This window comes from Nostoc paludosum FACHB-159 (genome assembly GCF_014698835.1).
Lineage (GTDB): Bacteria > Cyanobacteriota > Cyanobacteriia > Cyanobacteriales > Nostocaceae > Nostoc > Nostoc paludosum.
In genome coordinates this window covers 1-25,474 of the sequence record NZ_JACJTU010000036.1, presented here as the reverse complement: position 1 = coordinate 25,474, position 25,474 = coordinate 1, and the positions used below count along the sequence as shown (strand labels likewise).

Below are 25,474 nucleotides of genomic sequence, written 5' to 3'. Positions count from 1 at the left end.
GAATAAAGAATGCCGAAATTGCTCAATCAAGTCTTAAGTGCTATTTTTTTTGTTTGTGTGTGGAGTGTTTAAAAATATGGTTTCATCTGTAACTCGGACATCAGGCATTGCTGGGAATTCTGCCTCCGAACCTAATGGATTAGGCAAAGGCATTGAGAGCAGTTTTGCACTGAATCTACTACCGCTACCAGCAAATCCGTTATTTGGTACAGACGGTATTCGCGGGCGAGTGGGAGAATTACTGAGTGCGCCCCTAGCATTGCAAATTGGGTTTTGGGCGGGTATTGTTTTACGTAACCATGCCACTAACGTGGGGCCAGTGATTCTCGGACAAGATTCCAGAAACTCTAGCGATATGCTGGCAATGGCTTTGAGTGCGGGGTTAACAGCAGCAGGATTAGAGGTTTGGTATTTGGGATTATGTCCCACTCCTTGCGTTGCCTATCTCACGAGTATCAGTGATGCCATTGGTGGAGTGATGATTTCTGCCAGTCACAACCCTCCAGAAGACAACGGCATTAAAGTTTTTGGTGCTGATGGCGGGAAGTTACCCCAATTATTGCAAGCAGAAATTGAAGCAGGACTGCGTGGCAAGATATCAACGACTGCTACTCATAGCAATTGCGGAAGGCATTACTCACGTTTTGAGTTAATCGACCATTATGGCGAAGCCTTGAAAAAACCGTTGGATGGTGACTTCAATCTTGAAGGAATGAAGATTGTTTTAGACTTGGCGTGGGGAGCAGCAGTAGGATTAGCACCAACAGTATTTACACAGATGGGTGCAGAGGTAATTTGCTTGCATAACGAAGCAGATGGCGATCGCATTAACGTCAATTGCGGTTCCACCCACTTAGATATTCTGGCAGCAACCGTACAAGAACACAACGCCGACTTAGGCTTTGCCTTTGATGGCGATGCCGATCGCGTCTTAGCAGTAGATAATACAGGCAGGCAAGTTAACGGCGATTATATTCTCTACCTCTGGGGACGCCACCTCCAACAAAAGCAACAACTCCCAGACAACTTGATTGTGTCTACAGTCATGGCTAACTTGGGCTTCGAGAAAGCTTGGAAAGAAATTGGTGGTAACTTGATTCGCACCGCAGTCGGCGACCAATACGTGCAAGCCGAAATGCTGCGGACTGGGGGAATGCTAGGCGGCGAACAATCAGGTCACATACTTTGCCGTCATTATGCCGTAACTGGCGATGGCTTATTAACAGCCTTACATATAGCAGCTTTAGTAAAACAAACAGGTGTTTCCCTAGCAGAATTAGTAGAGCAAAGCTTCCAGACCTATCCTCAATTATTGCGGAACGTGCGAGTTATAGACCGCGATCGCCGTTTGGGATGGAAAGATTGCCAACCTCTGCAAAAAGCGATCGCTCTTGCCGAAGCTGCAATGGGTGATTCTGGTAGAATCTTAGTTCGCGCCTCTGGTACAGAACCAGTAATCAGAGTTATGGTAGAAGCCGCCAATGCCGAACTCGCCAACCACTGGACAAATGAATTAGTCTCAAAAGTTCAGCAATACATAGCATAAACTGAGTAGGGCATGGGGCATGGGGCATGGGGCAAACAGTGAATGTGGGAGGTGTGGGAGGTGTGGGAGGATGGGGAAGCATTAATTCTCTTTCCCCCCACACTCCCCACACTTCCCTATCTCCCCCTGCCCCTTTGCCCTTCTGCTCCCCATCTCCCCACCCCCCTCAAATGGCAAAACCCAAGCAGAAAAAATCCAAAGGCTCAAAAAAGCCAGAAGCTCCTACCCTTAGCCTTAAAGAACAGTTAGCCCAAAAGCGCAAAGCAGCCCAAGCGCGTAAAGAACTCACCAGCTTACTCACCACCGCCACCTGTGGCGGTGTCTTCTTGGGTATCGTACTTTTTTTCGTAGCTGGAATTAAAGCAGCAGTTCCTGGTGTTTTGGGGATAATTGTCATGTCCCTTTCTTATAAATATCCCCGCCAAGCCCTATATGCCTTCATAATTTACGTACCTGCTGGTGGTACTATTACTTACTACTTGGGTAATAGTCCCATCCTGCAATTAGCTAAAGATGCTTTTTACGTTCCAGCACTCATTGGACTTTGGCAGACTTGTCGCAAACAAGGGCTACCGATAATTATTCCCCCAGGAATTAAAACTCCACTTTATATTGTTTTGGCTTGTTGTGTGTTAACCCTGTTGTTTGTCAATGGTGGACAACAGTTTAACCCCCCTAGCGTCGGACTTTTACAAAAGGCGCCTAAAGAAATACCTTTAGGTATGGGAATTCTGGGACTGAAAGTGCTTTTAGGCTATGTGCCTCTGATTGCTTGTGCTTACTATTTAATTCGCGATAAGAAGGATTTTCTATTGTTATCGCGCCTGCAAGTTTCCCTCATACTGATTTGCTGTGTGCTGGGATTTATTCAATACTTCTTATTATTCACTGGTATATGTAAAGGTACTAGAGGTCTTGAAGGAAATGCTCTATTTGTCACATCGCTAGAAGCGCGGTGTTATTTTGGTGGAGCACTACTATATAGTCCTGAAGAAGGAGTTATTCGCTTACCAGGAACATTTGTCGCCCCTTGGCAATGGGCATGGTTTTTGATTTCCAGCACCTTTTTTACCTTTGCTACTGGCTTCACCGACCCCTCAATAATATGGCGGTTAGTTAGCTTAGGTGCTTTAGGTTCAGTATTTATTAATGCCGTCATTTCTGGACAGAGAATTGCTTTAGCTTTAGTACCAACCTGCTTTGGAATTTTGCTATTACTCACAGGTCAAATTGGCAACCTAAAACGGTTTATTCCCATAGGAATAGGACTAGCTTTGATTTTGGGAATAGCGATGATAACTAACCCTGCTGTCGTCCAAGAGAGAACCGCAAGTTTTACCAGTCGTTGGGAAGCTTCACCACCCCAAGATTTTATCGTCCAGCAATTTGAAGAAAACTGGAAAAACGTAGAAGGTCCTTTAGGTAGTGGCTTAGGTAGAGCAACTAACTCTGCCCGTACAATGGGTGAAACTAAACTGGTAGAAACTTATTACCCCAAAGTGCTTTATGAAATTGGAATTGTTGGCGTACTAGCATTTTTGGCTTTAGTCACAACTTTAACAATTATTGCCTTCAAAACCTATCGTTCGATAAAAAACCGTAATTTCCGCAGTTACGGAGCAGCTTTATGGGTGTTTATATTGTTTATTAGTTACAACACCTACTACTATCCCTTGGATGTAGATCCGGTTGCTGTCTATTATTGGTTTTTTGCGGGAGTTCTTTTTAAATTGCCAGAACTGGAAAAACAAGATAAGGAAGATGCCGACCCGAACCCAAAAAACAAGAAAAAACGTCTAAAAACAATTTAAACTTAGAGAAAAATGGCAAAAGTTGTCGTATGCGGTAATAATCACATTAGAATTCCTAATCTACCACGTAATTCTAGGCATAAACTAATTCACGCCAAATCTTTTCCTACAGGCAGATATCCTATAGAAAAAGTTTGGTATCCTTTGGGAAGTTTTTTCGCTTGGCAACCATCATGGGAAAAATATCAGGTTGTTCATTCTTTTAACAGAGTTTTATATACACATAAACCTTGGTTTGTCACATTTGAAGATCATCGTGTTTTGTATAGAAATCCTCAAAATAAACGCGAAGCAGTAATTTATGAATTATTAAACAATCGTTTAGCACTAGATAATTGCCAAAAACTTATAGCAATGTCAGATTATGCTAAAATGAGGTTTATTAAGCGAATAGAAGGCTGGGAAATAGCAGATAAATTAAGTAATAAATTGGATGTAATTCATCCAAATTTTGGTACCAGAGTTGACAAAGCAAAAACTTATCAAGAAGACCAAAATTTACAGCTTATTTTTGTAGGACACCACATTGCTAGAAAAGGTGGAGTCGTTGCTTTAAGGGTAGCAAAGAAAGCTGAAAAATTAGGTTTACCTCTTACTATCCATATAATATCGGGACTAGGACATGGTTCAGGAGTACCTACAGATTTTCCTGATACCACAAAATATTTAGAAGATTTCAAGTTGCTGAATTTAAATAACGTTGTCTTCCATAAAAATCTCCCTAACGAAAAAGTTATTGAGTTACTATCTCAAAGTCATTTTCAATTAATGCCTACATTACATGATACTTATGGCTTTAGTGTCATCGAAGGATTTTCTGTTGCGACTCCGGCAATTACAACAAATATATGCGCCTTACCAGAGTTTATTCGTCATAACGAAAATGGCTATATTTTAGAATTACCAATCAACGATATTAGACACTGGGCTGATTGGGCACATGGAGAAAAAACTAAAACTAATGAATATTGGGAAGTTCTTAATAGTACTTATGACTATTTAGCAGAACAAACTCTACAACAAATCAAGCAATTTCTTGATAGAAGCGATAAGCGAGAACATTATGAATTTTTAAGTGCAGGAGCATTAGCTCAAGCACAAATTTTACATAACTCTGAAAAGCAAAATGAGTTATTTGATAATTTATATACGGCAGCAGCAGGATAAAGGGGATGAGGGAGATGAGGGGACGCGGGGAAAAACTAATGACAAATGACCAATGACAAATGACTAAAATTATGAATAATTGGCCTTTAATTACAGTTGTTATTCCGACATACGGTCGGGAGGAACCACTACGGGATAGTATTGTGGATGTACTTAAACAAGACTATCCAAATTTTGAAGTTTTGGTGGTAGACCAAACCGCAAAACACCAACCTGAAATTCAAGCCTATCTAGAGGAAATGGCGGCAGCAGGTAAAATTAAATGGTTGCGGTTAGATTGGGCGAGTTTACCAGGGGCGCGGAATTATGCTGTGCGGCGTTCATCTGGTGAAATAATATTATTTATTGATGATGATGTTCAGTTAACACCTGGATTGTTATCAGCCCATACAAAAAATTATCTGCAAAACCCAGAAGTGGGGGCTGTTGCTGGACGGGTATTTGACAGAATGAAATTGGGTGATTCTGGAGGAGATTTAGAGATTGAATATTTGCCTCCCGAAGCTATGGACCCAGGAATAGCCTGGTATCATATTGATTTAGTACATACGACCAAACCCCAACAAGTACTGACAGCAAGGGGTTGCAATATGTCCTTTCGTCGCGAAATTTTTACTAAGTACGGACTGAGTTTTGATGAGAGATTTCGCGGTAGTGCAGTACGGGAAGAATCAGACTTTTGTTTGCGGGTACGAAAGACGGGATATAAGATTTGGTATGACCCAGAGGCTCATTTGGTGCATCTAGGTGAAGAAACTGGTGGTTGTCATGATATTAGTATGCGATCGCTTAAATATCAACTCACTTTTTACCACAATCATTTTCTATTGGGGCTGAAAAACCTCACAACTACTCAAGCTTTACGCTTATACGCGCGTTTATTTGATTGTCACGTCCTGGGACGCCCACCTTGCCATAAAAGCGGTTCCCCCATCAAAATTGTCACTCGCGGTATTTTTTACACTTTGGGTTTTTTCAAAGCCTTGGGTACTGTCATCCAATCAGTATGGAATGATGGTCAAGTTTACACTCGTTTGGATCAACAAATTTAGTTAGTGCTAGAGACGCGATTAATCGCGTCTGTACAAGAGTTAGGAGTTAGGAGTTACTGAATCAAAAATCACAAACTACAAATAAAAATGAAAATTTTAGTTGCTAGTCACACTTATATTGTAGACCTCAACTGTGAAAAATTACGCGCTTTATCTCAATTACAACCTGACATTGAAGTAACAGTTGTAGTTCCAAAGCGTTGGAATCCTGGTGGTGTACAAAACAAAATTATTGAAACTGAATATCGCGATGAAGGTTCATTTAAAATAGTTCCGGTTTCTAACTTCAGTCAAAATCATCAGGGGCTTCTAACTTTTGGCGCTGATTTGATATCTTTATTCAAACAATTCCGTCCCCAAATCATTCAGGTAGAACAAGGGTCTAGAGGATTAGCTTATACTCAGATGATTGCTTTAAATAAGCTATTAGGACTCAAAGCCAAAAATGTATTTTTTACCTGGTGGAACCTACCATATCAATTAAAATTACCAGTTGCATTATTAGAAAAATATAACCTTAACCAAAGCCACGGAATTATTTCTGGTAATCAAGATGGAGCAGAAATTTTGCGACAACGTGGATATCAAGGCCCAATTAAAGTCATGCCGCAATTGGGTGTAGATGAAAGTTTATTCACTCCCAAAACACAACCAGAGTTAGCAGCTAGGTTAGGGATTGAAAAAGAAGACTTTGTAGTGGGTTTTGTTGGTCGTTTTGTCCAAGAAAAAGGTTTATTAACGCTTTTAAAAGCCTTAGTAAGTTTAAAAAATAAACCTTGGAAATTGCTTTTATTGGGGCGGGGAGAATTAAAAGCTGAATTAATCAAAATAGCAACAGAAAACAATATTCAAGAAAGATTAATTCTAGTAGAAAGCGTTCCCCATAATGAGGTGGCTAACTACATTAATTTAATGAGTACTTTGGTACTGCCTTCAGAAACAACTTACAAATTTAAAACTTTAACCTCTGCTGGTTGGAAAGAACAATTTGGTCATGTGTTAATTGAAGCAATGGCTTGTCAAGTGCCTGTGATTGGTTCTGATTCCGGCGAAATTCCCCATGTAATTGGTGATGCTGGTTTAATTTTTCCTGAAGGTGATGCTCAAGCCCTGGCTAATTGCTTAGTTGAATTAATGGATAAACCATATTTTGCTCATAGTCTTGGGGAAATGGGTTATCAGAAAGCAATGATTAAATACACAAATAAAGCTTTAGCTAAGCAGCAATTAGAGTTTTATCAAGAGTTGGGCATGGGGCATAGGGCATAGGGCATTGGTTATGAGTTATTGTTAACTAACAAATGACTAATGAATAATATATCTCTTGCATAAATAATTTTTTATCTCATACCAATTTCATGTGAAGCTGCACTAAATGAGTAACTCTCTATTCTTGGCGTACTTGGCGGTAGCCTGCGGCAAGCCGCTTTGCGTCTACGTTTAATATTCTGTGCATCTTCATATAGAATTTGTATCACGCAAAGGCGCAAAGACGCAAAGAAGAAGACAAAAAGAAGGACTTTTGCAAGAGGCCTAATGACTAATGACTAATAACTAATAGCAAAAAAATGAAGATTTTACAAATTGTCCCCTCAATTTCTTTGATTTATGGTGGCCCTAGTCAAATGGTACTGGGATTAGCTCCAGCGTTGGTAAAAGAGGGAGTAGAAGTTACAATTCTCACAACTGATAGTAATGGCGATACAGGTCAAATACCTTTGGATGTTCCTTTAAATCGCCCAATTAAACAAGATGGTTATGAAATCATTTACTTTCGTTGTGCGCCATTTCGTCGCTATAAATTTTCTCTAGATTTATTAAAGTGGCTAAAACGTCATGGTGAGGAGTTTGATATTGCACATATTCATGCTTTATTTTCGCCTATAAGTAGTGCTGCTGCTATTGTATGTCGTCAGCAAAAGCTACCTTATATTTTGCGTCCTTTAGGTACTCTCGATCCGGCTGATTTACGCAAAAAAAAGCAATTAAAGCAGATTTATACAGCAATTATAGAACGCCAAAATTTAGCTGGTGCGGCGGCAATTCATTTTACTAGCGAACAAGAAGCTAAAATATCAGAACGATTTGGAGTGTCAACGCCAGATTTAGTAATTCCCTTGGGTGTGAAAGAAGAGGGAATAAGAGGAGGAGAGGGGAGGAATATAACGCGTCAGCTATTCAATATTCCTGAAGATATACCATTAATATTATTTATGTCACGAATTGACCCAAAAAAAGGGTTGAATTTGTTGATTCCAGCGCTAGAAAAATTGTTATCTGTTGGTTATAAGTTTCATTTTGTTTTAGCTGGTACAAATCCTCAAGATCCAGATTACGAAGAAAAGATAAAATCTCAAATACAAAATTCACTATTGCGATCGCACACTACAATTACTGGCTTTGTTACTGGTGAATTAAAAGCTAGTTTACTACAAGCTGCTGATTTATTTGTCTTACCTTCCTACTATGAAAATTTTGGCATTGCTGTAGCTGAAGCGATGCTAGCAGGAATACCCGTAGTCATTTCTGACCAAGTGCATATTTGTCAACAAATACGTGATAGTGAGTCGGGTTGGGTGGGTACAACAGATGTCGAAGCAATGGTAGATTTACTGCAAGCAGCTTTACAAAATCCCACAGAACGCCAACGACGGGGATTAAATGCCCACAAACATGCTTATGTAAATTTTAGTTGGGATGCGATCGCTAAGCAAACAATCCAGGCCTATGAGAAAATTTTGGCAAATAAATTAATTTAACCCAACGCAGACAACAGTAGTTTTTGCCAAATGGGCGCTAGAACTGCTTTGATGATAATATCTGCAATCACAAAACCAATGCCAATGAACATATAAGTTTTAGGAAAGGCAGATTTAGGAACTTCGCCCCTGATGCGAGTTAATAAATTTAATCCTAATCCAGCTAAAGCCACTCCAGTCGCAATAAACCCAATCACCCGCACAATTGACCAAGGATACCACCCTAAAATAGCTGCTAACCAAGGTTTAGCGCTCATTTTTACCAATTGTGCAACATAGAAATTCATATAATTTAGCATCCAAGTGCCAAAGATTAATGCAGCGCTACTAATGGTGACAACACACAGAATACAAAAAATCCCATAGTGCAATAAATGGTTTGGTAAAAACAAACTAACTGTTCCTTCCATACCTTCTCCTGTGCGAATCCAGTGAAACATTTCCGTAGTGTATGACTCTCCACGGAGGATGACTTTTGCTGCTGTTTGCGGGGCGATCGCTGTTGCTACAATTACTGCAATACTCTGCAACACTCCCCACAGTAACATCCACCAAAAAGCACTTTTATATTGTTGACGACGTACTTGTAAAAAGAAAATCGGATAGGGTACAGCAGCACCCAAAATCGGCATCAACCACGGAACTCCAAAAATAAAACTTGCAGTTGTGCTGAGGATAACACCGATAGTCAAAAGTAAAAGTATGGCAATCATCGTTAGGAAAAGGGACTGGGGACTGGTGACTAGGGAAGAGGCGGAGGAGACAAGGGAGACAAGGGGATAAGGAGAATAATTCTTAACTCCTCACTCCTAACTCAGCACTATTAACTCCCCATCTCCCCATCTTCTCATCTCCCCAGTCCCCAGTCCCCATTCCCCATTCCCTTATACGAAAGTCTTGACAACCTAAAATTTTGTTTAAAACCGCTAAAGCCCGATTGGGGAATAGGGGTTTTATGTCATGATGACAAAGTAGAACACAGATGCTTTTCTAACTACAGGGAATCTCACATGGCTCTCCATTTAGGTGATACAGTACCTAACTTTAAACAAGCCTCAACACACGGCGACATCGATTTTTACGAATGGGCAGGCGACAGCTGGGTTGTGCTGTTCTCTCACCCTGCTGATTTTACACCTGTTTGTACAACAGAACTCGGCACAGTTGCCAAGCTCAAACCAGAATTTGACAAGCGCAATGTCAAAGCGATCGCACTTAGCGTTGATAATGTTGAATCACATAACGGCTGGATAGGAGATATCGAAGAAACTCAAAGCACGACCCTTAACTACCCAATTTTGGCAGACGAGGATCGCAAGGTTTCTGACCTTTATGATATGATCCACCCCAATGCCAACGCAGCTGTAACGGTGCGATCGGTTTTCGTAATTGACCCCAACAAAAAACTTCGTCTCACTTTCACATACCCTCCCAGCACAGGACGCAACTTTGACGAACTTTTGCGGGTCATCGACTCTCTGCAATTGACTGATAACTACAGCGTGGCGACCCCAGCTGACTGGAAAGATGGAGAGGATGTCGTAATTGTCCCCTCACTTAAAGATCCAGAAGTCCTCAAAGAGAAATTCCCCAAAGGCTATGAGGAAGTTAAACCTTATCTGCGCTTAACTCCTCAGCCTAACAAGTAAATCTGAAAATGATTTCCTGCATTAGACGCAAAGCCGCCAACCTATCTTGGCGTCTTTGCGTCTTTGCGTGAGAATAAAGTCACTGGGCTAACATCCGAATTTGGAGGAAATCCCCATGTTTTCATCCCCCTTGGTTTTGCAAATTCCGTCATCAATGCAAATGACAGACGAACAATTTTTTGAGTTCTGTCAAGTAAATCGTGATTTACGCATTGAGCGCAATAAATTTGGAGAATTAGTAATTATGCCTCCTACTAGTTCAGAAACAGGAAATAGAGAAATTAATATCTCAGGACAGCTATGGGTGTGGTCAGAACAGGATGGTACAGGTATAACTTTTAGCTCTAGTACTGGATTTAAGCTATCAACAGGTGCAGAGCGCTCTCCAGATGCTTCCTGGATTAAACTAGAACGGTGGAATTCTCTATCTCCAGAACAACAGCAAAAATTTGCCCCGATTTGCCCAGATTTTGTAGTTGAACTCAAATCTCCTAGCGACAACCTCCAAACTTTGAAAGAAAAAATGGAGGAATATATGAATGAGCCGGGAATACAGTTAGGTTGGTTGATTGACCGCAAGCAACGCAAAGTTTATATTTATCGTCCTGGATTATCAGAGGAATGTTTGGATAATCCTGCTAGCGTTAGTGGCGATCCGATATTGCCTGGTTTTATTTTAAATATGAGTAAAGTTTGGTAAAAAAGGTAGGGTCGTACAGCCGATTGGCACTACTACCTGAAAAGTCCCTGAAAACAAAAAAACCCGCTGTAGCGGGGTACACAACAAAACTATGAACACTGAAAACTTGATTTAGGTGGAATACTTCATCTCAGCTTCTAGTTGACGAATCAGCTGTTCGTCGCCTTTTGCTCTGGCTACTTGCAAGCGATGTTCTAGGCTTTTTTGAATATTCTCTCTGTGAGCTTCTCTGGCTTTTCTGGCAGCCTGTAGTCTACCTTGATTCATAAGAATTACCTCTTAATTTTTGTCTTTATGTCTTCTATTCTTAACATAACATACATTTTGTAGCTGTTGCTACAGAAATTTTTGAATAAATCTAAATTTTAATCAAAACATGCCTGAGAATTGGAACGGTCAACAACCCCTGGTGACTTTGCTAAGCGATTTTGGCGATCGCGATGTCTATGTGGGCGTGATGAAAGGAGTAATAGCTCAAATTAACTCTCAAATCATGGTAGTAGACTTAACGCACCAAATTTCGCCGCAAGACTTGGCCGCAGCCCGGTTTTCTTTGATGAATGCTTACCCTTATTTTCCAGCGGGGACAGTGCATGTAGCAGTAGTAGATCCAGGTGTGGGCAGCAGGCGACGGGCGATCGCAGTACAATTTGCTCAAGGGTTTCTCGTCGGCCCAGATAATGGCATTTTCAGCGGAGTATTAAGCCAGAGTATGGCGATGTCTACGACGGGCTACGCCTACGCAGCTGTGGAAATCACAAATCTTAACTTTTGGCGAACTCCTAAACCAAGCAAGACTTTTCATGGTAGAGATATTTTTGCACCAGTGGCAGCTCATCTTGCCAGTGGTGTCCCTCTCAAACAACTAGGACAAGAAATCGATCCAGCCAGTTTGGTGAAGCTGGATATTGATGAGTGCAAACAGACAACAACTGGTGTACTGGGTTGCATTCAATATATCGATCGCTTTGGCAACTTAGTGAGCAACATTCCTAGAAGTTACGTAGAAGGTAAAAGCTGGTGCGTACAAGCTGCTGGCTTGAATATACCAGGATGTGAAACTTATAGTAATGTCAAAGTGGGAGAGGCGATGGCTTTGGTTGGCAGCCACGGCTGGGTAGAAATTGCCGTCAATAGCGGCAATGCTCACTTACAGTTACAGCTTAATTTACAAGATGCCCTACATGTCTTGTTTTGATGACAAAACTCTAATTGTTTGTTAACTGTTGGCTGTTGACGGTTAACAGTGGTCAGTGTATTCTTGGTGGTTCTAAGAGTTGAAGTAAACTGGCTCTCATCAGTCAACTGTCAACACTCAACACATGCCATCACAGGCTTATGACTAGATTTAAAAATCTGATTATTCATATATCCTAGAGCATACTTTGAGAAATACTCACATTAAATCCGTCTCATTGCCCATAATAATAAAAGTACTATTGAGCAATTTACCGTAACAGTCCACTCATAAATCATAACTACATTCTTAGCTATGACTACGCAAACACTACCTGTACCACAAGTTTATCAAGGTCAGTTTGGGGAATTTACAATCACTTCACACGATCGCACTGGCGTAATTATTTACCGCGCTGGGTTAATAATAGCTGCACTCAGCTTTGCCGTCGGTAGCGGTTTGGTTTTGCTTAACAATAACCCGACTGTTATTAACATACTGACACCTCTATATACTTGTTTTATTTTGGCTCTCGGTGTAAGTTTATTTACGATTCATATATACATGATAATACTGCACCGAATGTTGCAAATTTTTTGGGCGATCGGTACTATCGCATCCGTAATTTTAGCCCTATCTACTAGTGAACCTTTGGCTGTTACCGTTTACAATCAGCCGATTACTTTATTTGGAGTTGGTTTTGTCTTTGTTGCTTTGACAGGTATTTATTTTAAAGAAGCTTTTTGCTTCAATCGCCTGGAAACTAAAGTATTAACTCCAATAGTCCCGCTACTATTGTTGGGACATTTGGTAGGAGTTTTACCAATTCAATGGGAAGGTGTTTTATTAGGAATTTGGGCAACGTTTTTTTTGGTATTTGCTCTGCGAAAGACAGTGCAACCAATTCCTGCGGATATTGGCGATAAGTCTGTATTTACTTACTTGAAAGAACAGCGTCTAGCTAAAGTTTAATGCAGGCAAAAAAACGTCGGCGTCAAAAATTTTCAAAAATCAAATTAATAAAACGCCAAGAAATGTGGACACTTACGGCTCCGGGGTGGGCGATTGCAATCGCTGTGATTGCTTATTTAATATTCTTTAGTATTACTCATGTACACTCATATCTCGCCGTAACTTCCCCTCTCAAATCAGCAGAAATATTAGTTGTTGAAGGATGGCTACCAGATTACGCTATAGAAGAAGCGTTAATTGAATTTAAAAACGGTTCTTATCGTCAAATAATTACTACCGGAGGTACTTTAGGAAAAGGAACTTATCTTACTGGATACAATAATTTTGCAGAAGTCACAGCCGCCACCTTCAATAAACTCGGTTTAGAAGCAGAAAAAGTAGTAGCTGTTCCCACACCTTATGTAGTTAAAGATCGTAGCTACGCCTCTGCTGCCGAATTTTATCGCTGGCTATCGAATTCCAATATAAAAGTAGAATCAATTAATCTTTTTTCCTTGGACGTTCATACCCGTAGAAGTTGGTTAATTTTTAAAAAAATACTCAATCCAGAAATTCAAGTTGGCATAATTGCTGCCAAAACTCAAGATTACGATCCAGAGAAATGGTGGGGTTCTAGCCAAGGTGTGCGGACTGTTCTTGATGAAACAATTGCTTATATTTATGCGCGGTTTTTGAGTTGGAAAAATTAAAAGTTGTCAGAAGTTAAAATTTAGGATTCACGTCTGATGTGAATTATCCAAATCAAGGAAATATCAAGAATTATCCCTCCTGTAGAGACGTTGCAATGCAACGTCTCTACAACGATAAATCAAGGGTTTTAGCCTCTAATCCACATAATGCGTAATTCAGAATTCTGAATTCTAAAGTTATTTTTTAGCCGGTTCTGGGAACTCTATTAATACGGTTCAGTAATTCACGCAGCGTTAACCACAATAGCTGGCTTTTTAAGTAGCAATTGGCACTGGTTATCTGGGCAAATATGATCCGTATTCTAAGAATCGTTTAGACTTTTGAGGATCGGCTAATGGATAAATCTATTATTCAGTTGGTTGACGAATTACCAGCTGACAATATCACTGTCAAAGTTTTAAAAGCTCTTGATTACGTAGCACCAGGTGAATGGAACAATTTGGTGGGGTTTGACAATAACATCCGCGCCATCACCGGAGAAAGCGATGCTAAGGTAATCCAAAGAATCCGCGATCGCGCTGTTGCGTTATATTACGATCCTCAAAATGGCTACCAGTCTGCAATCAAAGTTTATCAAATAATTGATAAAGCAGATACAGCTATGGCGACGGCGGCTTTAGCTAATAAAGTTGGTGAGAAAATTGGTTTTCTTTCTTTTTTAAGCAACCTTACTCCCAAAGCAGATGTAACTCAATCGATTGATTTAGCTTTGAAAATTGCGGTGGAAATTATTGCTTTCTGCAAACTGAATGGTATTCCTCAACCTAATCCCCAACAGTTTGCCAATTCCCTAGCTAACAACTATCAAAACGCATCTCTAATGCGGATGGTTGCTTTAGTTTGTTTAGATGGAATTTTGCCTTTAGGCCCAGATTTCCTAGCGAAAATTCAATCAGTTATTAGTGGTGCTGATACTAGCGCAGTAGCTCAAAATCCTGTGTTCTTAGCTGTCAATAGCTCTTTACCAGGGAATAATCCCACCGATAAACTTGGTTTTATTAATCAGAGTTTCAACTCTGTACAAGGGTGGATGAATAACTTAGTATCCAAAACAGGCATCACACCGCAATCAATTTCTAGTCATTTGGGTAATTTTATTCAAATTGCTGATGATAATTTAGATTTTGTAGCAGCATTCCTAGACCAAACTACAAACTACTACGAACATACGGGAATTCAAACTGTTGCTCGCAGCGTAATTTTGCAAGCATATACTTTAGTCAAAGAAGAAATTAAACAAGAGGCGCAAAAGCCGATTCAAGATGTTTCATCTGCTGCAAAGTCAGATGTGAAGTCAGATAATACTCAATATGCAGTCAGCAAAACAGTAGAAGTTTGGGATAGTGATGACGAGGATTGGTATCAAGGAACAATTGAAAAAATCCAAGATGACCAATTTTTTATTCATTACCTTGGTTATGGTTCATCTTATGATGAATGGGTAGGTGAAGATGACATTCGTACTCGCGATCTTCGCTCTGCTGATGACAATGGATATGCAGTTGGTCAAAAGGTAAAATGTTGGGATGATGACCAAGAAGCTTGGTATTCTGCTACCATTCAACAAATCCAAGGTCAGCAATACTTCCTTCGTTACATCGGTTATGACTCATCTTATGATGAGTGGGTTGATAGCGACGAAATTCGCTAACTAGTCAATGATTACGGGGCACGATGCCCCGTATTAATATACATTAGTTTTCAAACTTCATCATTGAAAAATTACAAATTACGAATTACGAATTACGAATTACAAATTATCTTGATACTTGCGCTACGATATCCCCTATTGCCTTTGTGCAATGTAGGTGAGGAGTAGCCAGGAGAAACACGAATATGATAAAAGAACTTAATAGACAAGGTACGGAAAATCTAGTTGCGATCGCCAATCAATTCGCTGGACTGTGGAAGGTTACAGCCACTAAAGCATTCGGTAGCGGTAATATAAATGACACGTTTTTAGTAACTTTAGATTCCTCAGAACAACAGCATTTTGTCTTACAACGCATTAATACACAGGTATTTCGCCAGCCAAAGCTAATTATGCAGAATATGTGTATCTTCACTGAGCATGTTCGCAAAAGATTACAATCTGCTCCTTTAAATCGTCGCTGGGAAGTACCGCAAGTACTATTGACTAAAGATAAACAAGACCACTGGCGAGATACCGATGGTTCCTTTTGGCGGGCGATTAGCTTTATTGAAGATTCACAATCCTTTGATACCATGCAACATCGCTCACATGCACAAGAAATCGGTTATGCCTTGGGCATGTTCCACAATTTGATTAGCGATTTGTCACCAGAAAAACTCGCTGATACCCTACAAGGATTTCATATTACACCGCTTTACCTCCAGCAATACAATGAAGCTTTGGCGACAACCAAAGCACGTAAAACTCCTGAAGTTAATTATTGCTTGCAATTTGTTAGCGATCGCCAAAGCTTTGCACATATCCTAGAAAATGCCAAAACCCAAGGCATCCTACCACTGCGTTTAATGCACGGCGATCCAAAAATCAATAATGTCATGTTCGACACAGCTACCCAGCAAGCCGTCAGCGTCATCGACCTCGACACCGTAAAACCCGGTTTAGTACATTACGATATTGGCGATTGTTTGCGATCTGGTTGCAATCCGGTTGGAGAAGAAACCGAAAATTGGGACAGTGTTTATTTCGATACCGATTTGTGCCAGGGAATTTTAGCAGGTTATCTTGGTGTGGCCAAGGCTTTTCTTACAGAAAATGACTACGCTTATATCTACGATGCAATTCGTCTGATTGCTTTTGAATTAGGATTAAGATTTTTTGCCGATCATTTAGCAGGAAATGTCTATTTTAAAGTTAAGCATCCAGAACATAATTTAGCAAGGGCGATCGTCCAGTTTAAACTCACCGAAAGTATCGAATCTCAGGAAACGCAGATTCGCAAAATTATCAAAGATATTAAATGAATAGCCAGACATTCTCTTTGCAACCATTCCCTTCTACCGAATCCCTAGCTAATTTGGAAATTACCGGGGATATCAGCCGAGATATTAATCAACTTAGCATCGGTTATAACCTTACAGCCGATTTGAAAGAAATTGTGGTTGCTCCACCATCAAATACACCATCGCGCAAGCATCAACTGTGGGAAGATACTTGCTTTGAGTTTTTCCTTGGCATCAAAAATTCTCAACAATATTGGGAATTCAATCTCTCTCCCGCCGGACACTGGAATGTCTATCGTTTTGATGCCTACCGTCAAGGAATGAGGGAAGAAACAGCCTTGACAATACTTCCGTTTGATGTTAAAAATCATACCGATAAATTAGTACTTACATTAAACATTGATTTGGATAAAATCATTTCGCCAGAACAGATAATTGAAGTTGCTATTACCACTGTTATTAAATGCAAAGATAATGGCGTTACTTACTGGGCATTAACCCATCGAGGTACAAAGCCTGATTTTCATTTACGAGACAGTTTTATTCTTGAATTGTAAAATTCCAAAGGCGTGATAAATCGCCGTCTCTAGAAAGGATTGATTGCGATTATGTCTGATAATTTTCAGTTTCTAAATCCTAACCAACTACAGCAATGGCATCAAGGTATAAAAGATGCAAATCGTAATAATATTTACTGCCATTGTCGTACTTGCGGTTATGAATGGATAGATTCGACATTTGACGTTACTTGTGTGAAATGCAGTAGTAAAAATGTAGAAAGTATTTCATCTTGGCAATTTCCAGATGATTAAATAAGAGCGTTTATATATATGCAACAAAACTGGTCACAAGAAATTTATATCAAAGCCCTAGAGAAAGCAGCACAGGCACATCAAGGTCAAAAAATGCCAGGTTCAGAAATACCTTACATTATTCACTTGAGTTTTGTGAGTATGGAACTAATTGCTGCCTTAAATGTGGAAAAAGAACGTGATGGAAATCTAGCAATTCAATGTGCTATTTTGCACGACGTAATTGAAGATACGGCGACAACATTTGAGGAAATAAAAACTGAATTCGGAGAAGCGATCGCCAACGGTGTACTTGCGCTAACTAAAGATAATTCTTTAGAAAAAAAATTGCAAATGGCAGATAGCTTGCGAAGAATAAAAAAACAACCGCCAGAAATCTGGATGGTAAAGCTAGCCGATAGAATTAGCAACTTACAAGCTCCGCCACACTATTGGAATCAAGAAAAAATTATTCAATATCGAGAAGAAGGAATTCAGATTTATGAAACGTTGAAAGATGCAAGTCCGTTTCTCGCATCACGCTTAGCTACTAAAATCGAAGAATACAAAGCATTTATTAAGTAATTTGATGCTAATATCTCAACTTATATTAAGTACTTTCAAGTAGGGTGTGTTATACCGTAAGCTAACGCACCTTCAATCATTGCTGACTACAAAGCTTTTATTAAATAGTGACATATCGATGCTATGTGAAATAGTATGGGGCAAATCGTAAATTACTAGAGATAAAATTATGGAATTAATTGAACTGATATTAGTACTAGCCACAGTAGTTAGTGTTGCAGACGCAAATACAATTTTAATTAAAGATGATGCAGACCGTCCAATGACGGTAAAGCTAGCCTGCATTAATACACCCAAAACAACTAGCCAGCAATCAAGTTTAGCAGCAACACAAAGGTTAAAACAACTGCTACCACCTCAAGTTCCTGTAGTGATTAGAAGTACAGAAAAATTAAACAATGGTCGCACAATTGGTGAAGTGTTTGTGGATAATCGCTCAATTAATCTGCTTTTGGTACAAGAAGGCAATGCTGTAGTCGATCGAGACTCTTTATACAATTGCTATGAAACCAAAACCCAATATTTAATTGCTGAAGCTAACGCTAAAAATAAACGCTTGGGATTGTGGCAGCAATCAAATAAAAAGATGAATGAATCAAAAACATCTACTTTGCGAGGAAAATTAGTTTATGAAACAATTCCTCAGATAATGTCAAGTAGAGCTTATGAAGGTAACGAGTTTTTTCTAATTACTAACTCCCCAAAACAGAATAGGTTAGTGCTGCGTCCATCTGTTCAAGTTTCTCATTCTCAATTGCGATCGCTTAATAATAAGGAAGTCGAAATAACAGCGGTGTATGTTGCAGGTTCTCGCCCTTCTCCTACCAAAACTGCTTGCCCAATTGAGTTTAATGGACAATGTATGCCCCAAGGTGAAGGTTATCAAGTTTTATCTATAGTGCAGTTGAAATAGTAATTGGAATTGAAAATTCAGAATTCAGGAGTCAGAATTCGGAATTTAAGATGGTGTACTTCATTAACTTTAAATCTGCTGTAAAAATGCTGCATTAGTACTGTTGCTTGTTCCCCCAACCCTGTTTCCTTCTCCAAAAGACCGAGCGCACTTCGGAAAATACTCCTAATAATAGATGACTAAGAAATTGGGAAAGAGATAATACTCAAGGGCTTAATTTTTCTTGCCAATTACTGACTAGGAGATATTCGATGAAAACTAGAAAGCTAGGCAAACAAGGGTTGGAAGTTTCAACCATAGGACTTGGTTGCATGGGAATGTCCGAGTTCTATAGTGGTCGTGACGAACAAGAAGCGATCGCCACAATTCATCGAGCATTAGAATTGGGACTTAACTTTCTTGATACTGCTGATATGTATGGGCCTTTTACTAATGAACAATTAGTAGGCAGAGCAATTAAAGACCGCCGCGATCGAGTAGTGTTGGCAACCAAATTTGGCAACGTTCGCACAGAAGATGGTGGTTGGAAAGGCATTAGTGGCAAACCAGAATACGTTCGTCAAGCTTGCGATGCTTCCCTCAAACGTCTAGGAGTTGATGTCATTGACCTTTATTATCAACATCGGGTAGATCCAACCGTACCCATTGAAGATACCGTCGCCGCAATGGCAGAGTTAGTTAAGCTCGGAAAAGTGCGTTATTTAGGACTTTCCGAAGCTGCTCCCGCGACAATTCGACGAGCGCAGGCAGTTCACCCGATTTCCGCACTGCAAACAGAATACTCTCTTTGGAGTCGAGAACCAGAGGATGAAATTTTACCTACAGTGCGGGAATTAGGAATTGGCTTTGTTCCCTATAGCCCATTAGGAAGAGGATTTTTATCAGGTGCAATTACTAGCCCTGAGGATCTTGGAGCCGATGATTATCGCAGAAATTCTCCCCGCTTTCAAGGTGAGAATTTCTATAAAAACCTGCAATTAGTCGAGCAAGTCAAAAAAATCGCCACTGAAAAAAAAGTAACTGCAAGTCAGCTTGCACTAGCATGGCTTTTAGCTCAAGGAGAAGATATTGTGCCAATTCCTGGTACAAAACGCCGTACTTACTTAGAGGAGAATATTGCAGCTACGGAAATTACTTTGACACAAGAAGATTTGAATCGAATTGAAGCAGTTGCACCTAAAAATGTCGCAGCAGGCGATCGCTACCCTGACATGAGTAGCGTTAACCGTTAATTGATTTAACCTTAGAGGCTCAAGTGGGGAGCGATCGCTGTTTTCTCAATTTTGAGAACTTAACGAACGAGTTGACACCCCACTCCCTACAAAATAATCGGCGTTGCTGATTGAAAATATGAATTTGTCTCACGCAAAGTCGCAAAGGCGCAAAGGTACAAAGAAAAAGAAAGGTAATTTTGGCATTTCATATTCTGATTCAGCAACGCCAAATAATCGCTATATAGCGCATTTGAATTACGCAAAGCCAGTGGCAAACAACTTGTATACATTTGTAGAGTAATAATCACTGACAATGATGTGGATTTGGAAACCACTTACACTTTATTATTCCTCCAGATATTCTCTCTAAACTCTTAGGAGTATGCCCAGGAAAAATATCAATATTACTTTTGCTATTAGCCTTAAGTGAATAGCTAACATATAAAATTAATAATAAGATTACAATAATATTTATACTCTTCTTCATTCTGAATTATAAATTCTTACTCCTTTCGATCGTTGCTCATAAACCTAAACGATGACTATCCAAAATCGAAAATCTCATAACCCCCAACTCCCGCAACTGCCCCAAAATGACCGAAAATAATTGAGTCAAACCTTGAGGGTTAAGTTTATCATGTCTCACCTATTAACAGCGATCGCTAGGTTGGGCTACACCTACGCCAAGCAACTCTTGTGCAGCCTCACCCTTATAATAGCCCTAACTTTAATACTTCCTGGCGCTACCTGGGCTGCTTCTAGTTTGGGACTTAATAACGGTCATCTTAGTTCATGTCCAGCTTCAAACAACTGTGTTGTCAGTCAAAACGCAGATTCTAAACACGCCATCGACCCCATCGCCTATCATATAGATCGCAACGCAGCAAAAGAAATCTTACTCAAAGTTCTCACCGTTGTTCCCCGTACACAGGTTATCGAACAAACAGATAACTACATCCATGCCCTTTCTAAAAGCCGCATCTTTAAATTTACTGATGATGTAGAGTTTTATTTTCCTGCTGATGAATCAGTAATTCATGTGCGATCGGCATCTCGTGTAGGAGAATCAGATCTTGGCGTTAACCGCAGACGTGTAGAACAAATTCGTTTAGCTCTACGCGATTTAAATATCTAATTGTAACAATTTCTGATTACTCATATCCTTTAATTGTTTGAGTTGGCGATCGTTGGTTTTTGCCTTCGCTGTAACCTAAATCATACATACTCGCCGCTTGGGAATCTTGTTCTGGCGAAATTTTAGACCGTCCAGCCCAAGCATCAGATTTTCCTAAGTTAAACCAATCTTCATCAGTCATATCATGGACAAATGTCTGAAAAGTTGTTTTTTTGATGTAGGCATCCATATAACTATCTCCCAGTGCTACAAATAGCGCTTGTAGATTATCCTATTGCCATAATGACAATTACCTTGCTGAAGATTACCTCCTCCGCAAGCATGAAAAGGTATAGGACTCCTATTTGATTTTTGAACAAAACTCAGTACACTTTAATCTTCTAAGAGGTTGTTTGAAAAGTGGTTGGTTGTGATTTTAGGCACTTTATCGATCCCCCCTAACCCCCCTTTTTAAGGGGAGAACCAAAATCAAAGTCCCTCTTTTTAAGAGGGATTTAGGGAGATCTAGAACGTTTTGCTACCAAAAAGAGGACTTTTCAAACATGCTCTAAAATCCTCTTGCCTATTTTTACAAGAACCGATACAAAATATTTCCATTTTCATTCACTTCAAAAGAAGCATTGAGTTCCTTGGCTTTATCATCTAAATATTCTTTAGCCTTCTGGGTTGATATATTGGCATTTTTCGCCATTTGCAATACTGTTATCGTTCCAGAATTTCTCTCCACTAATTCTAAAAACACGAACTGAAGATGTTTTTGTTTTGATTCAAGAAGCAATGCTTTTTCTTTTTTGCTCTGCTGTACTAAAGACCAACTCAACCAACCTCCTATAATTGTTGAGGGAACAGTGACAACAGCTAAAGCAGCTACAGCATTTTCTTTCTCTTTATTGGTAGTTTTGGGATTAATAATATCCCAGATCATCACAACAGACAAGGGAACGCCAAAGAAGAGAAAACACACTGCTAAAAACTTTTTAACTAACCTCATATTTCCTCACTATTAATAAATATTCAATCCCTAAACTAATCAAAACTATTTCAGCTGGTCATGTTTATTCATTTTCTCTATCAACAGCGATCGCTCGTTCAAGCCTGCATAGATAAAATTAAAATTGATAAAGAGTTTTAGCCTTAACTAAATTGTATTGGTTTATATTATACAACGTATAATATAATACGTCTTGCCTTAAGATCTAGCCCAACCTGGTTTTACTATTTTTGCTGAACCAGTAAAACTGATTTCACGGGTCGCTTAATAAAATTCCCCTCCAAATCAATTTTTCCGTAAAAGGTTTTACCCTTGTAATAAAGCGAAGACGAACTACCACCATCTAAATTCATCGCTTTTTCAACACCAAGGGTTTTCATAAAATCTGCCAACGCTGGTAAGGAAATTCCACTAGCACCAGATGAAGGTTTTTGAGCCACCATGACTAAAACAACACTACCATCACGGGTAATGCCAACAGCAGTTCTAGCATTGGGTTGGTTGCTACCAAGTGCATCTCGTTTATTGGCATTATCCACAAAACCTTCTTCTACCAACGTGAGTTTTGGTAATAAACGCGGCCCAGCACCTATGGAATCGACTAACTGACAACCTACTGGTGCTGATTCATTGTGCAAAGCAATATCATATTTGACATTTTGCCCGCATAGATAGTGACGGAATTCTGTGCGATTGAGAATTTTACCCAAGTAAGGTTTTAATTTGGGATTGTTAACTAAGCGATCGTTTTGCTTGGGGTCAGCTACCAATTTTCCTTGTATGATGACGTATGATGTAGTTTTTTGGTTGGCTGGGTCAAAAAAGCCTGCATTAAAAATGGCGATCGCTTTATACTTCTCGGCAAACTTTTCTACAGTGCTTACTTTCTCTGATAATGCAGGAGTTACCAAAAATCGGCTATTAGGTGGAATAAATAGGATATTTGCTATGCTTTGGGGCAAAGTCCGCTGTTCATAGCGGATAGGTTTTCCTGCTGAAACAGCAACAGTGGGTATTGGTGTTGGTAAAGAACGCATATTAAACCACAACACCGTACCCAAACTAGCTAAAGTTAAACCTAGCAGCCAAATTTTCCTCACTTTTTACCCCCAAACATAACTGGCATATTCTTATGGATGCTAGCTTATAAAGGCGATCGAGTTTTCTCACATGAATAGCAGCTTTTGTGACATGAATAGCAGCTTTTGCGACATGAATAGCAGCTTTTGCGACATGAATAGCAGCTTTTGTGACATGAATAGCAGCTTTTGTGACTTGAAAAGCAGCTTTTGCGACTTGAAAAGCAGCTTTTGCGACTTAAAAAGCAGCTTTTGTCAATAAATTTCAGCAAATATACTCGTATCTATTGACTTAACCAATCCCATCCAATGCTCTCAAAATTCTGTAACATCACTGTGGCTGCTAGATCTGCTCATTGCGTATCTTGATGAGATATAAATAACTCAGTGTTTAAGCGATCGGGGTTATTTATAAATTAATCCAAACAGGAAAACTATATGACGCAACGCAAACGAAACTCCATCGCACTGACCAAAGCTGAACGACGGATTGAAGGAATGCAGACAATTAACACTGAATTAGACTTTGGTAATGGATTTTCCATTGCTACTTACAATACTAAAGTTATTCAGTTACGAGAGAAACTAGCCGCTTATAACCAAGCACAAACAATAGTAGACAAGACACACAATGCGCTAATAGAAGCAGAACGTGACATGAATACATATTCCGAACAGATGCTACTGAATGTTGCATCTCACTATGGCAGAAAGAGTGATGAATACGAGATGGCTGGTGGAACCCGCAGATCGGATCGCAGAAAATCACGTGCAGTAAGCCAAACGGTGAAGTCTGCGGAGTGATTGTCTCAACTCGTCCACGCATCCATCCTATAGGGTGCGTTGTCGCAAAGCGCAACGCACCATTTATATTGATATCAACTTAAATCAAATTGATTTTTACAAGAAAAGCCAAAGCTATTTTATTCAAAAACAACGCTGTGATAAATTTCCGCCATTGGTAATTCCATCCCAACTGACTCTAGGGAAATAGACTGCTCTAAGCTGTTAAAATCACTGAGCAACCAACCTTTTTGGCTCTGCTTGCTATAGCGTTCCACAAAAGGTTCATCCTGTTCCACTAATAAATATTCACGAAAACTCGGAATCGTTCGATACATCCGAAATTTACTTTGTCGGTCATAATCTGCGGTGGAAGGAGATAATACTTCAAGAATTAAAATAGGGTTCAATACTTCATCCAAGCGTTCCCCATTCAGTTGCGGTTCACCATCAAAAATCATCACATCTGGATACACTCCACGTCGATGTTCAGGAATCCACAGCCGTAAATCGCTATTAATTGGCTCAAATTGAGTATCGCGCAGCACAGAGGTAAAATAAGTCAAAATGTTCCGACCGATGCGGCTGTGTTTGAGCGTTCCTCCGGGCATAGGGACTATTTCTCCATCTCGATATTCGTTGCGTCCTTCTGCTTTTTCTTCGATCGCCCGATATTCATCCAAAGTGTAGCGGCGTTTGATGGTAGAAATCATAGGTCGTAGCCAATGACATTGCTTTGAGGAAAACAATATTATTCTCTCACGGATTTAATTGTTAGGTAATGAATGGTAATGTAGCCAATTTCAAGCTACTGTAAAAGCTGAGGCAATAGCATTTACATTTACAAGTTCCAAATTTCGTTATATGCTTTGTGAGACATTGCTTTGCCTCGCTCTTTAATTTCCTTCTCAGTCCATTGAGTAGCATTCAACAAATGATCATCAAGCGGATAATTTTTACCTTTTAGAATTTCAATCTTCTTCAGAAAATCATAATCTTTTAATTCTTCACTGTTAGTTCTTTTGTCTACTAATATTAAATTTCCTATACTACCGACTATTTCTTCGCTTCCTTTAGATTGTGCTAAGAGATGTTCAATACTGGCAGAATTATAATCAATGGGTAGTCCATTAATATTTTGTCCTATGAACTTTTCAAGTATATATTGTATGACTCTTTTATCTCTTTGCTTATTTTTTGTATAAATCAAATCCATAAAATCTACTTCAAATTCATCCAAACTAGGTAGTTTTTCCTTGAGTTTTCTTACTAAATTTGTATTAATTGACTGAATTTTATCGAAGTTTTCAGTATTAGAAAGGTCTTGAGCATATTTGGAATAAAGTGGAGCAATTGATCCAGAAGACCTCTGAGAAGTAATCGAATTAAAAATAAAATGAAAACATTCAATTTTCCATAAGACTTATCCTTAATATAAATAGCATGAGATAATAAAAAGCTGGAGTAGAAATTATGTGGAAAGAATATGACAAGTCCTTTGGCAAGAATTGAATCGTATCCTCATG

General features: G+C 39.5%; 26 protein-coding genes. 19 read left to right on the top strand and 7 right to left on the bottom strand.

From position 1 onward, the window contains the following. The first annotated feature begins 76 nt into the window (after positions 1-76). The 6 genes from glmM (at position 77) to hpsP (ending at position 8,335) form a co-directional block, all read left to right on the top strand. On the top strand, positions 77-1,546 hold the full coding sequence (gene glmM / locus H6H03_RS27750) for a phosphoglucosamine mutase (protein ID WP_190958278.1): 1,470 nt from the start codon (positions 77-79) through the stop codon (positions 1,544-1,546). A 170-nt stretch (positions 1,547-1,716) separates the two neighbouring features. Beyond that, entirely contained in the window at positions 1,717-3,357 is a 1,641-nt protein-coding gene (gene hpsL / locus H6H03_RS27745; RefSeq protein ID WP_190958316.1) for a hormogonium polysaccharide biosynthesis protein HpsL, read from the top strand. A gap of 12 nt (positions 3,358-3,369) precedes the next feature. Then, positions 3,370-4,524, top strand: coding sequence for a glycosyltransferase family 4 protein (locus H6H03_RS27740; protein WP_190958277.1), 1,155 nt, complete (start codon positions 3,370-3,372; stop codon positions 4,522-4,524). Between the two features lie 71 nt (positions 4,525-4,595). Continuing rightward, positions 4,596-5,576 (top strand): hormogonium polysaccharide biosynthesis glycosyltransferase HpsN, encoded by a 981-nt coding sequence (hpsN, locus tag H6H03_RS27735; RefSeq protein ID WP_190958276.1) that lies wholly within the window; start codon positions 4,596-4,598, stop codon positions 5,574-5,576. A gap of 87 nt (positions 5,577-5,663) precedes the next feature. Further along, positions 5,664-6,845 (top strand): hormogonium polysaccharide biosynthesis glycosyltransferase HpsO, encoded by a 1,182-nt coding sequence (hpsO, locus tag H6H03_RS27730; RefSeq protein WP_190958275.1) that lies wholly within the window; start codon positions 5,664-5,666, stop codon positions 6,843-6,845. Between the two features lie 299 nt (positions 6,846-7,144). Further along, the gene (hpsP, locus tag H6H03_RS27725; RefSeq protein WP_190958274.1) at positions 7,145-8,335 is read left to right on the top strand and encodes a hormogonium polysaccharide biosynthesis glycosyltransferase HpsP; all 1,191 of its coding nucleotides are present in this window, start codon (positions 7,145-7,147) and stop codon (positions 8,333-8,335) included. Here the strand turns inward: hpsP and H6H03_RS27720 are convergent. Then, complete coding sequence (locus H6H03_RS27720) at positions 8,332-9,048, bottom strand: hypothetical protein (protein ID WP_190958273.1); 717 nt, start codon at positions 9,046-9,048, stop codon at positions 8,332-8,334. The genes hpsP and H6H03_RS27720 overlap by 4 nt on opposite strands. Positions 9,049-9,345: 297 nt before the next feature. Between H6H03_RS27720 and H6H03_RS27715 the strand changes: the two genes are divergently transcribed. Both H6H03_RS27715 and H6H03_RS27710 read left to right on the top strand, forming a co-directional pair. Beyond that, positions 9,346-9,984: a peroxiredoxin gene (locus H6H03_RS27715; RefSeq protein WP_190958272.1), complete on the top strand. Its 639-nt coding sequence runs from the start codon at positions 9,346-9,348 to the stop codon at positions 9,982-9,984. Positions 9,985-10,099: 115 nt separating this feature from the next. Continuing rightward, on the top strand, positions 10,100-10,684 hold the full coding sequence (locus tag H6H03_RS27710) for a Uma2 family endonuclease (RefSeq protein WP_190958271.1): 585 nt from the start codon (positions 10,100-10,102) through the stop codon (positions 10,682-10,684). Positions 10,685-10,795: 111 nt separating this feature from the next. Here H6H03_RS27710 and pirA read toward each other — a convergent pair whose 3' ends face one another. Continuing rightward, on the bottom strand, positions 10,796-10,951 hold the full coding sequence (gene pirA, locus H6H03_RS27705) for an arginine synthesis PII-interacting regulator PirA (protein WP_190958270.1): 156 nt from the start codon (positions 10,949-10,951) through the stop codon (positions 10,796-10,798). 109 nt (positions 10,952-11,060) lie between these two features. On the opposite strand from pirA, the gene H6H03_RS27700 reads away from it, so the two are divergent. The 10 genes from H6H03_RS27700 to H6H03_RS27655 all read left to right on the top strand — a co-directional run bounded on the left by H6H03_RS27700 (position 11,061) and on the right by H6H03_RS27655 (position 21,095). After that, positions 11,061-11,882, top strand: a complete 822-nt coding sequence (locus H6H03_RS27700) for an SAM hydrolase/SAM-dependent halogenase family protein (protein WP_190958269.1) — start codon at positions 11,061-11,063, stop codon at positions 11,880-11,882. A 294-nt stretch (positions 11,883-12,176) separates the two neighbouring features. Further along, on the top strand, positions 12,177-12,833 hold the full coding sequence (locus tag H6H03_RS27695) for a DUF2301 domain-containing membrane protein (RefSeq protein ID WP_190958268.1): 657 nt from the start codon (positions 12,177-12,179) through the stop codon (positions 12,831-12,833). After that, positions 12,833-13,522, top strand: coding sequence for an ElyC/SanA/YdcF family protein (locus tag H6H03_RS27690; RefSeq protein WP_190958267.1), 690 nt, complete (start codon positions 12,833-12,835; stop codon positions 13,520-13,522). The genes H6H03_RS27695 and H6H03_RS27690 overlap by 1 nt, the downstream gene beginning before the upstream one ends. A 335-nt stretch (positions 13,523-13,857) precedes the next feature. Then, entirely contained in the window at positions 13,858-15,174 is a 1,317-nt protein-coding gene (locus tag H6H03_RS27685; RefSeq protein ID WP_190958266.1) for a hypothetical protein, read from the top strand. Positions 15,175-15,359: 185 nt separating this feature from the next. After that, entirely contained in the window at positions 15,360-16,478 is a 1,119-nt protein-coding gene (locus H6H03_RS27680; protein WP_190958265.1) for a phosphotransferase enzyme family protein, read from the top strand. Next, entirely contained in the window at positions 16,475-17,014 is a 540-nt protein-coding gene (locus tag H6H03_RS27675; RefSeq protein ID WP_190958264.1) for a DOMON-like domain-containing protein, read from the top strand. Before H6H03_RS27680 ends, H6H03_RS27675 begins: the two co-directional genes overlap by 4 nt. A 273-nt stretch (positions 17,015-17,287) precedes the next feature. Continuing rightward, complete coding sequence (locus H6H03_RS27670; protein WP_190958263.1) at positions 17,288-17,833, top strand: HD domain-containing protein; 546 nt, start codon at positions 17,288-17,290, stop codon at positions 17,831-17,833. Positions 17,834-18,002: 169 nt separating this feature from the next. Next, positions 18,003-18,746 carry a thermonuclease family protein gene (locus tag H6H03_RS27665; RefSeq protein WP_190958262.1) on the top strand — a complete coding sequence of 248 codons (744 nt, stop codon included), beginning with the start codon at positions 18,003-18,005 and terminating at the stop codon, positions 18,744-18,746. A 251-nt stretch (positions 18,747-18,997) separates the two neighbouring features. Continuing rightward, on the top strand, positions 18,998-19,978 hold the full coding sequence (locus tag H6H03_RS27660) for an aldo/keto reductase (RefSeq protein WP_190958261.1): 981 nt from the start codon (positions 18,998-19,000) through the stop codon (positions 19,976-19,978). Between the two features lie 619 nt (positions 19,979-20,597). Then, positions 20,598-21,095, top strand: a complete 498-nt coding sequence (locus tag H6H03_RS27655) for a DUF1499 domain-containing protein (RefSeq protein ID WP_190958260.1) — start codon at positions 20,598-20,600, stop codon at positions 21,093-21,095. A 16-nt stretch (positions 21,096-21,111) separates the two neighbouring features. Here the strand turns inward: H6H03_RS27655 and H6H03_RS27650 are convergent, their stop codons facing one another. The 3 genes from H6H03_RS27650 to H6H03_RS27640 all read right to left on the bottom strand — a co-directional run bounded on the left by H6H03_RS27650 (position 21,112) and on the right by H6H03_RS27640 (position 23,186). After that, entirely contained in the window at positions 21,112-21,324 is a 213-nt protein-coding gene (locus tag H6H03_RS27650) for a hypothetical protein (RefSeq protein WP_190958259.1), read from the bottom strand. A 339-nt stretch (positions 21,325-21,663) separates the two neighbouring features. Then, complete coding sequence (locus H6H03_RS27645; protein ID WP_190958258.1) at positions 21,664-22,086, bottom strand: hypothetical protein; 423 nt, start codon at positions 22,084-22,086, stop codon at positions 21,664-21,666. Between the two features lie 224 nt (positions 22,087-22,310). After that, complete coding sequence (locus H6H03_RS27640) at positions 22,311-23,186, bottom strand: phosphodiester glycosidase family protein (protein ID WP_313931934.1); 876 nt, start codon at positions 23,184-23,186, stop codon at positions 22,311-22,313. 417 nt (positions 23,187-23,603) lie between these two features. On the opposite strand from H6H03_RS27640, the gene H6H03_RS27635 reads away from it, so the two are divergent. Next, on the top strand, positions 23,604-23,969 hold the full coding sequence (locus H6H03_RS27635; protein WP_190958257.1) for a hypothetical protein: 366 nt from the start codon (positions 23,604-23,606) through the stop codon (positions 23,967-23,969). 119 nt (positions 23,970-24,088) lie between these two features. Here the strand turns inward: H6H03_RS27635 and H6H03_RS27630 are convergent, their stop codons facing one another. After that, positions 24,089-24,661 carry a Uma2 family endonuclease gene (locus tag H6H03_RS27630; RefSeq protein WP_190958256.1) on the bottom strand — a complete coding sequence of 191 codons (573 nt, stop codon included), beginning with the start codon at positions 24,659-24,661 and terminating at the stop codon, positions 24,089-24,091. 128 nt (positions 24,662-24,789) lie between these two features. Further along, on the bottom strand, positions 24,790-25,188 hold the full coding sequence (locus H6H03_RS27625; RefSeq protein ID WP_190958255.1) for an HNH endonuclease family protein: 399 nt from the start codon (positions 25,186-25,188) through the stop codon (positions 24,790-24,792). Positions 25,189-25,474: the final 286 nt, after the last annotated feature.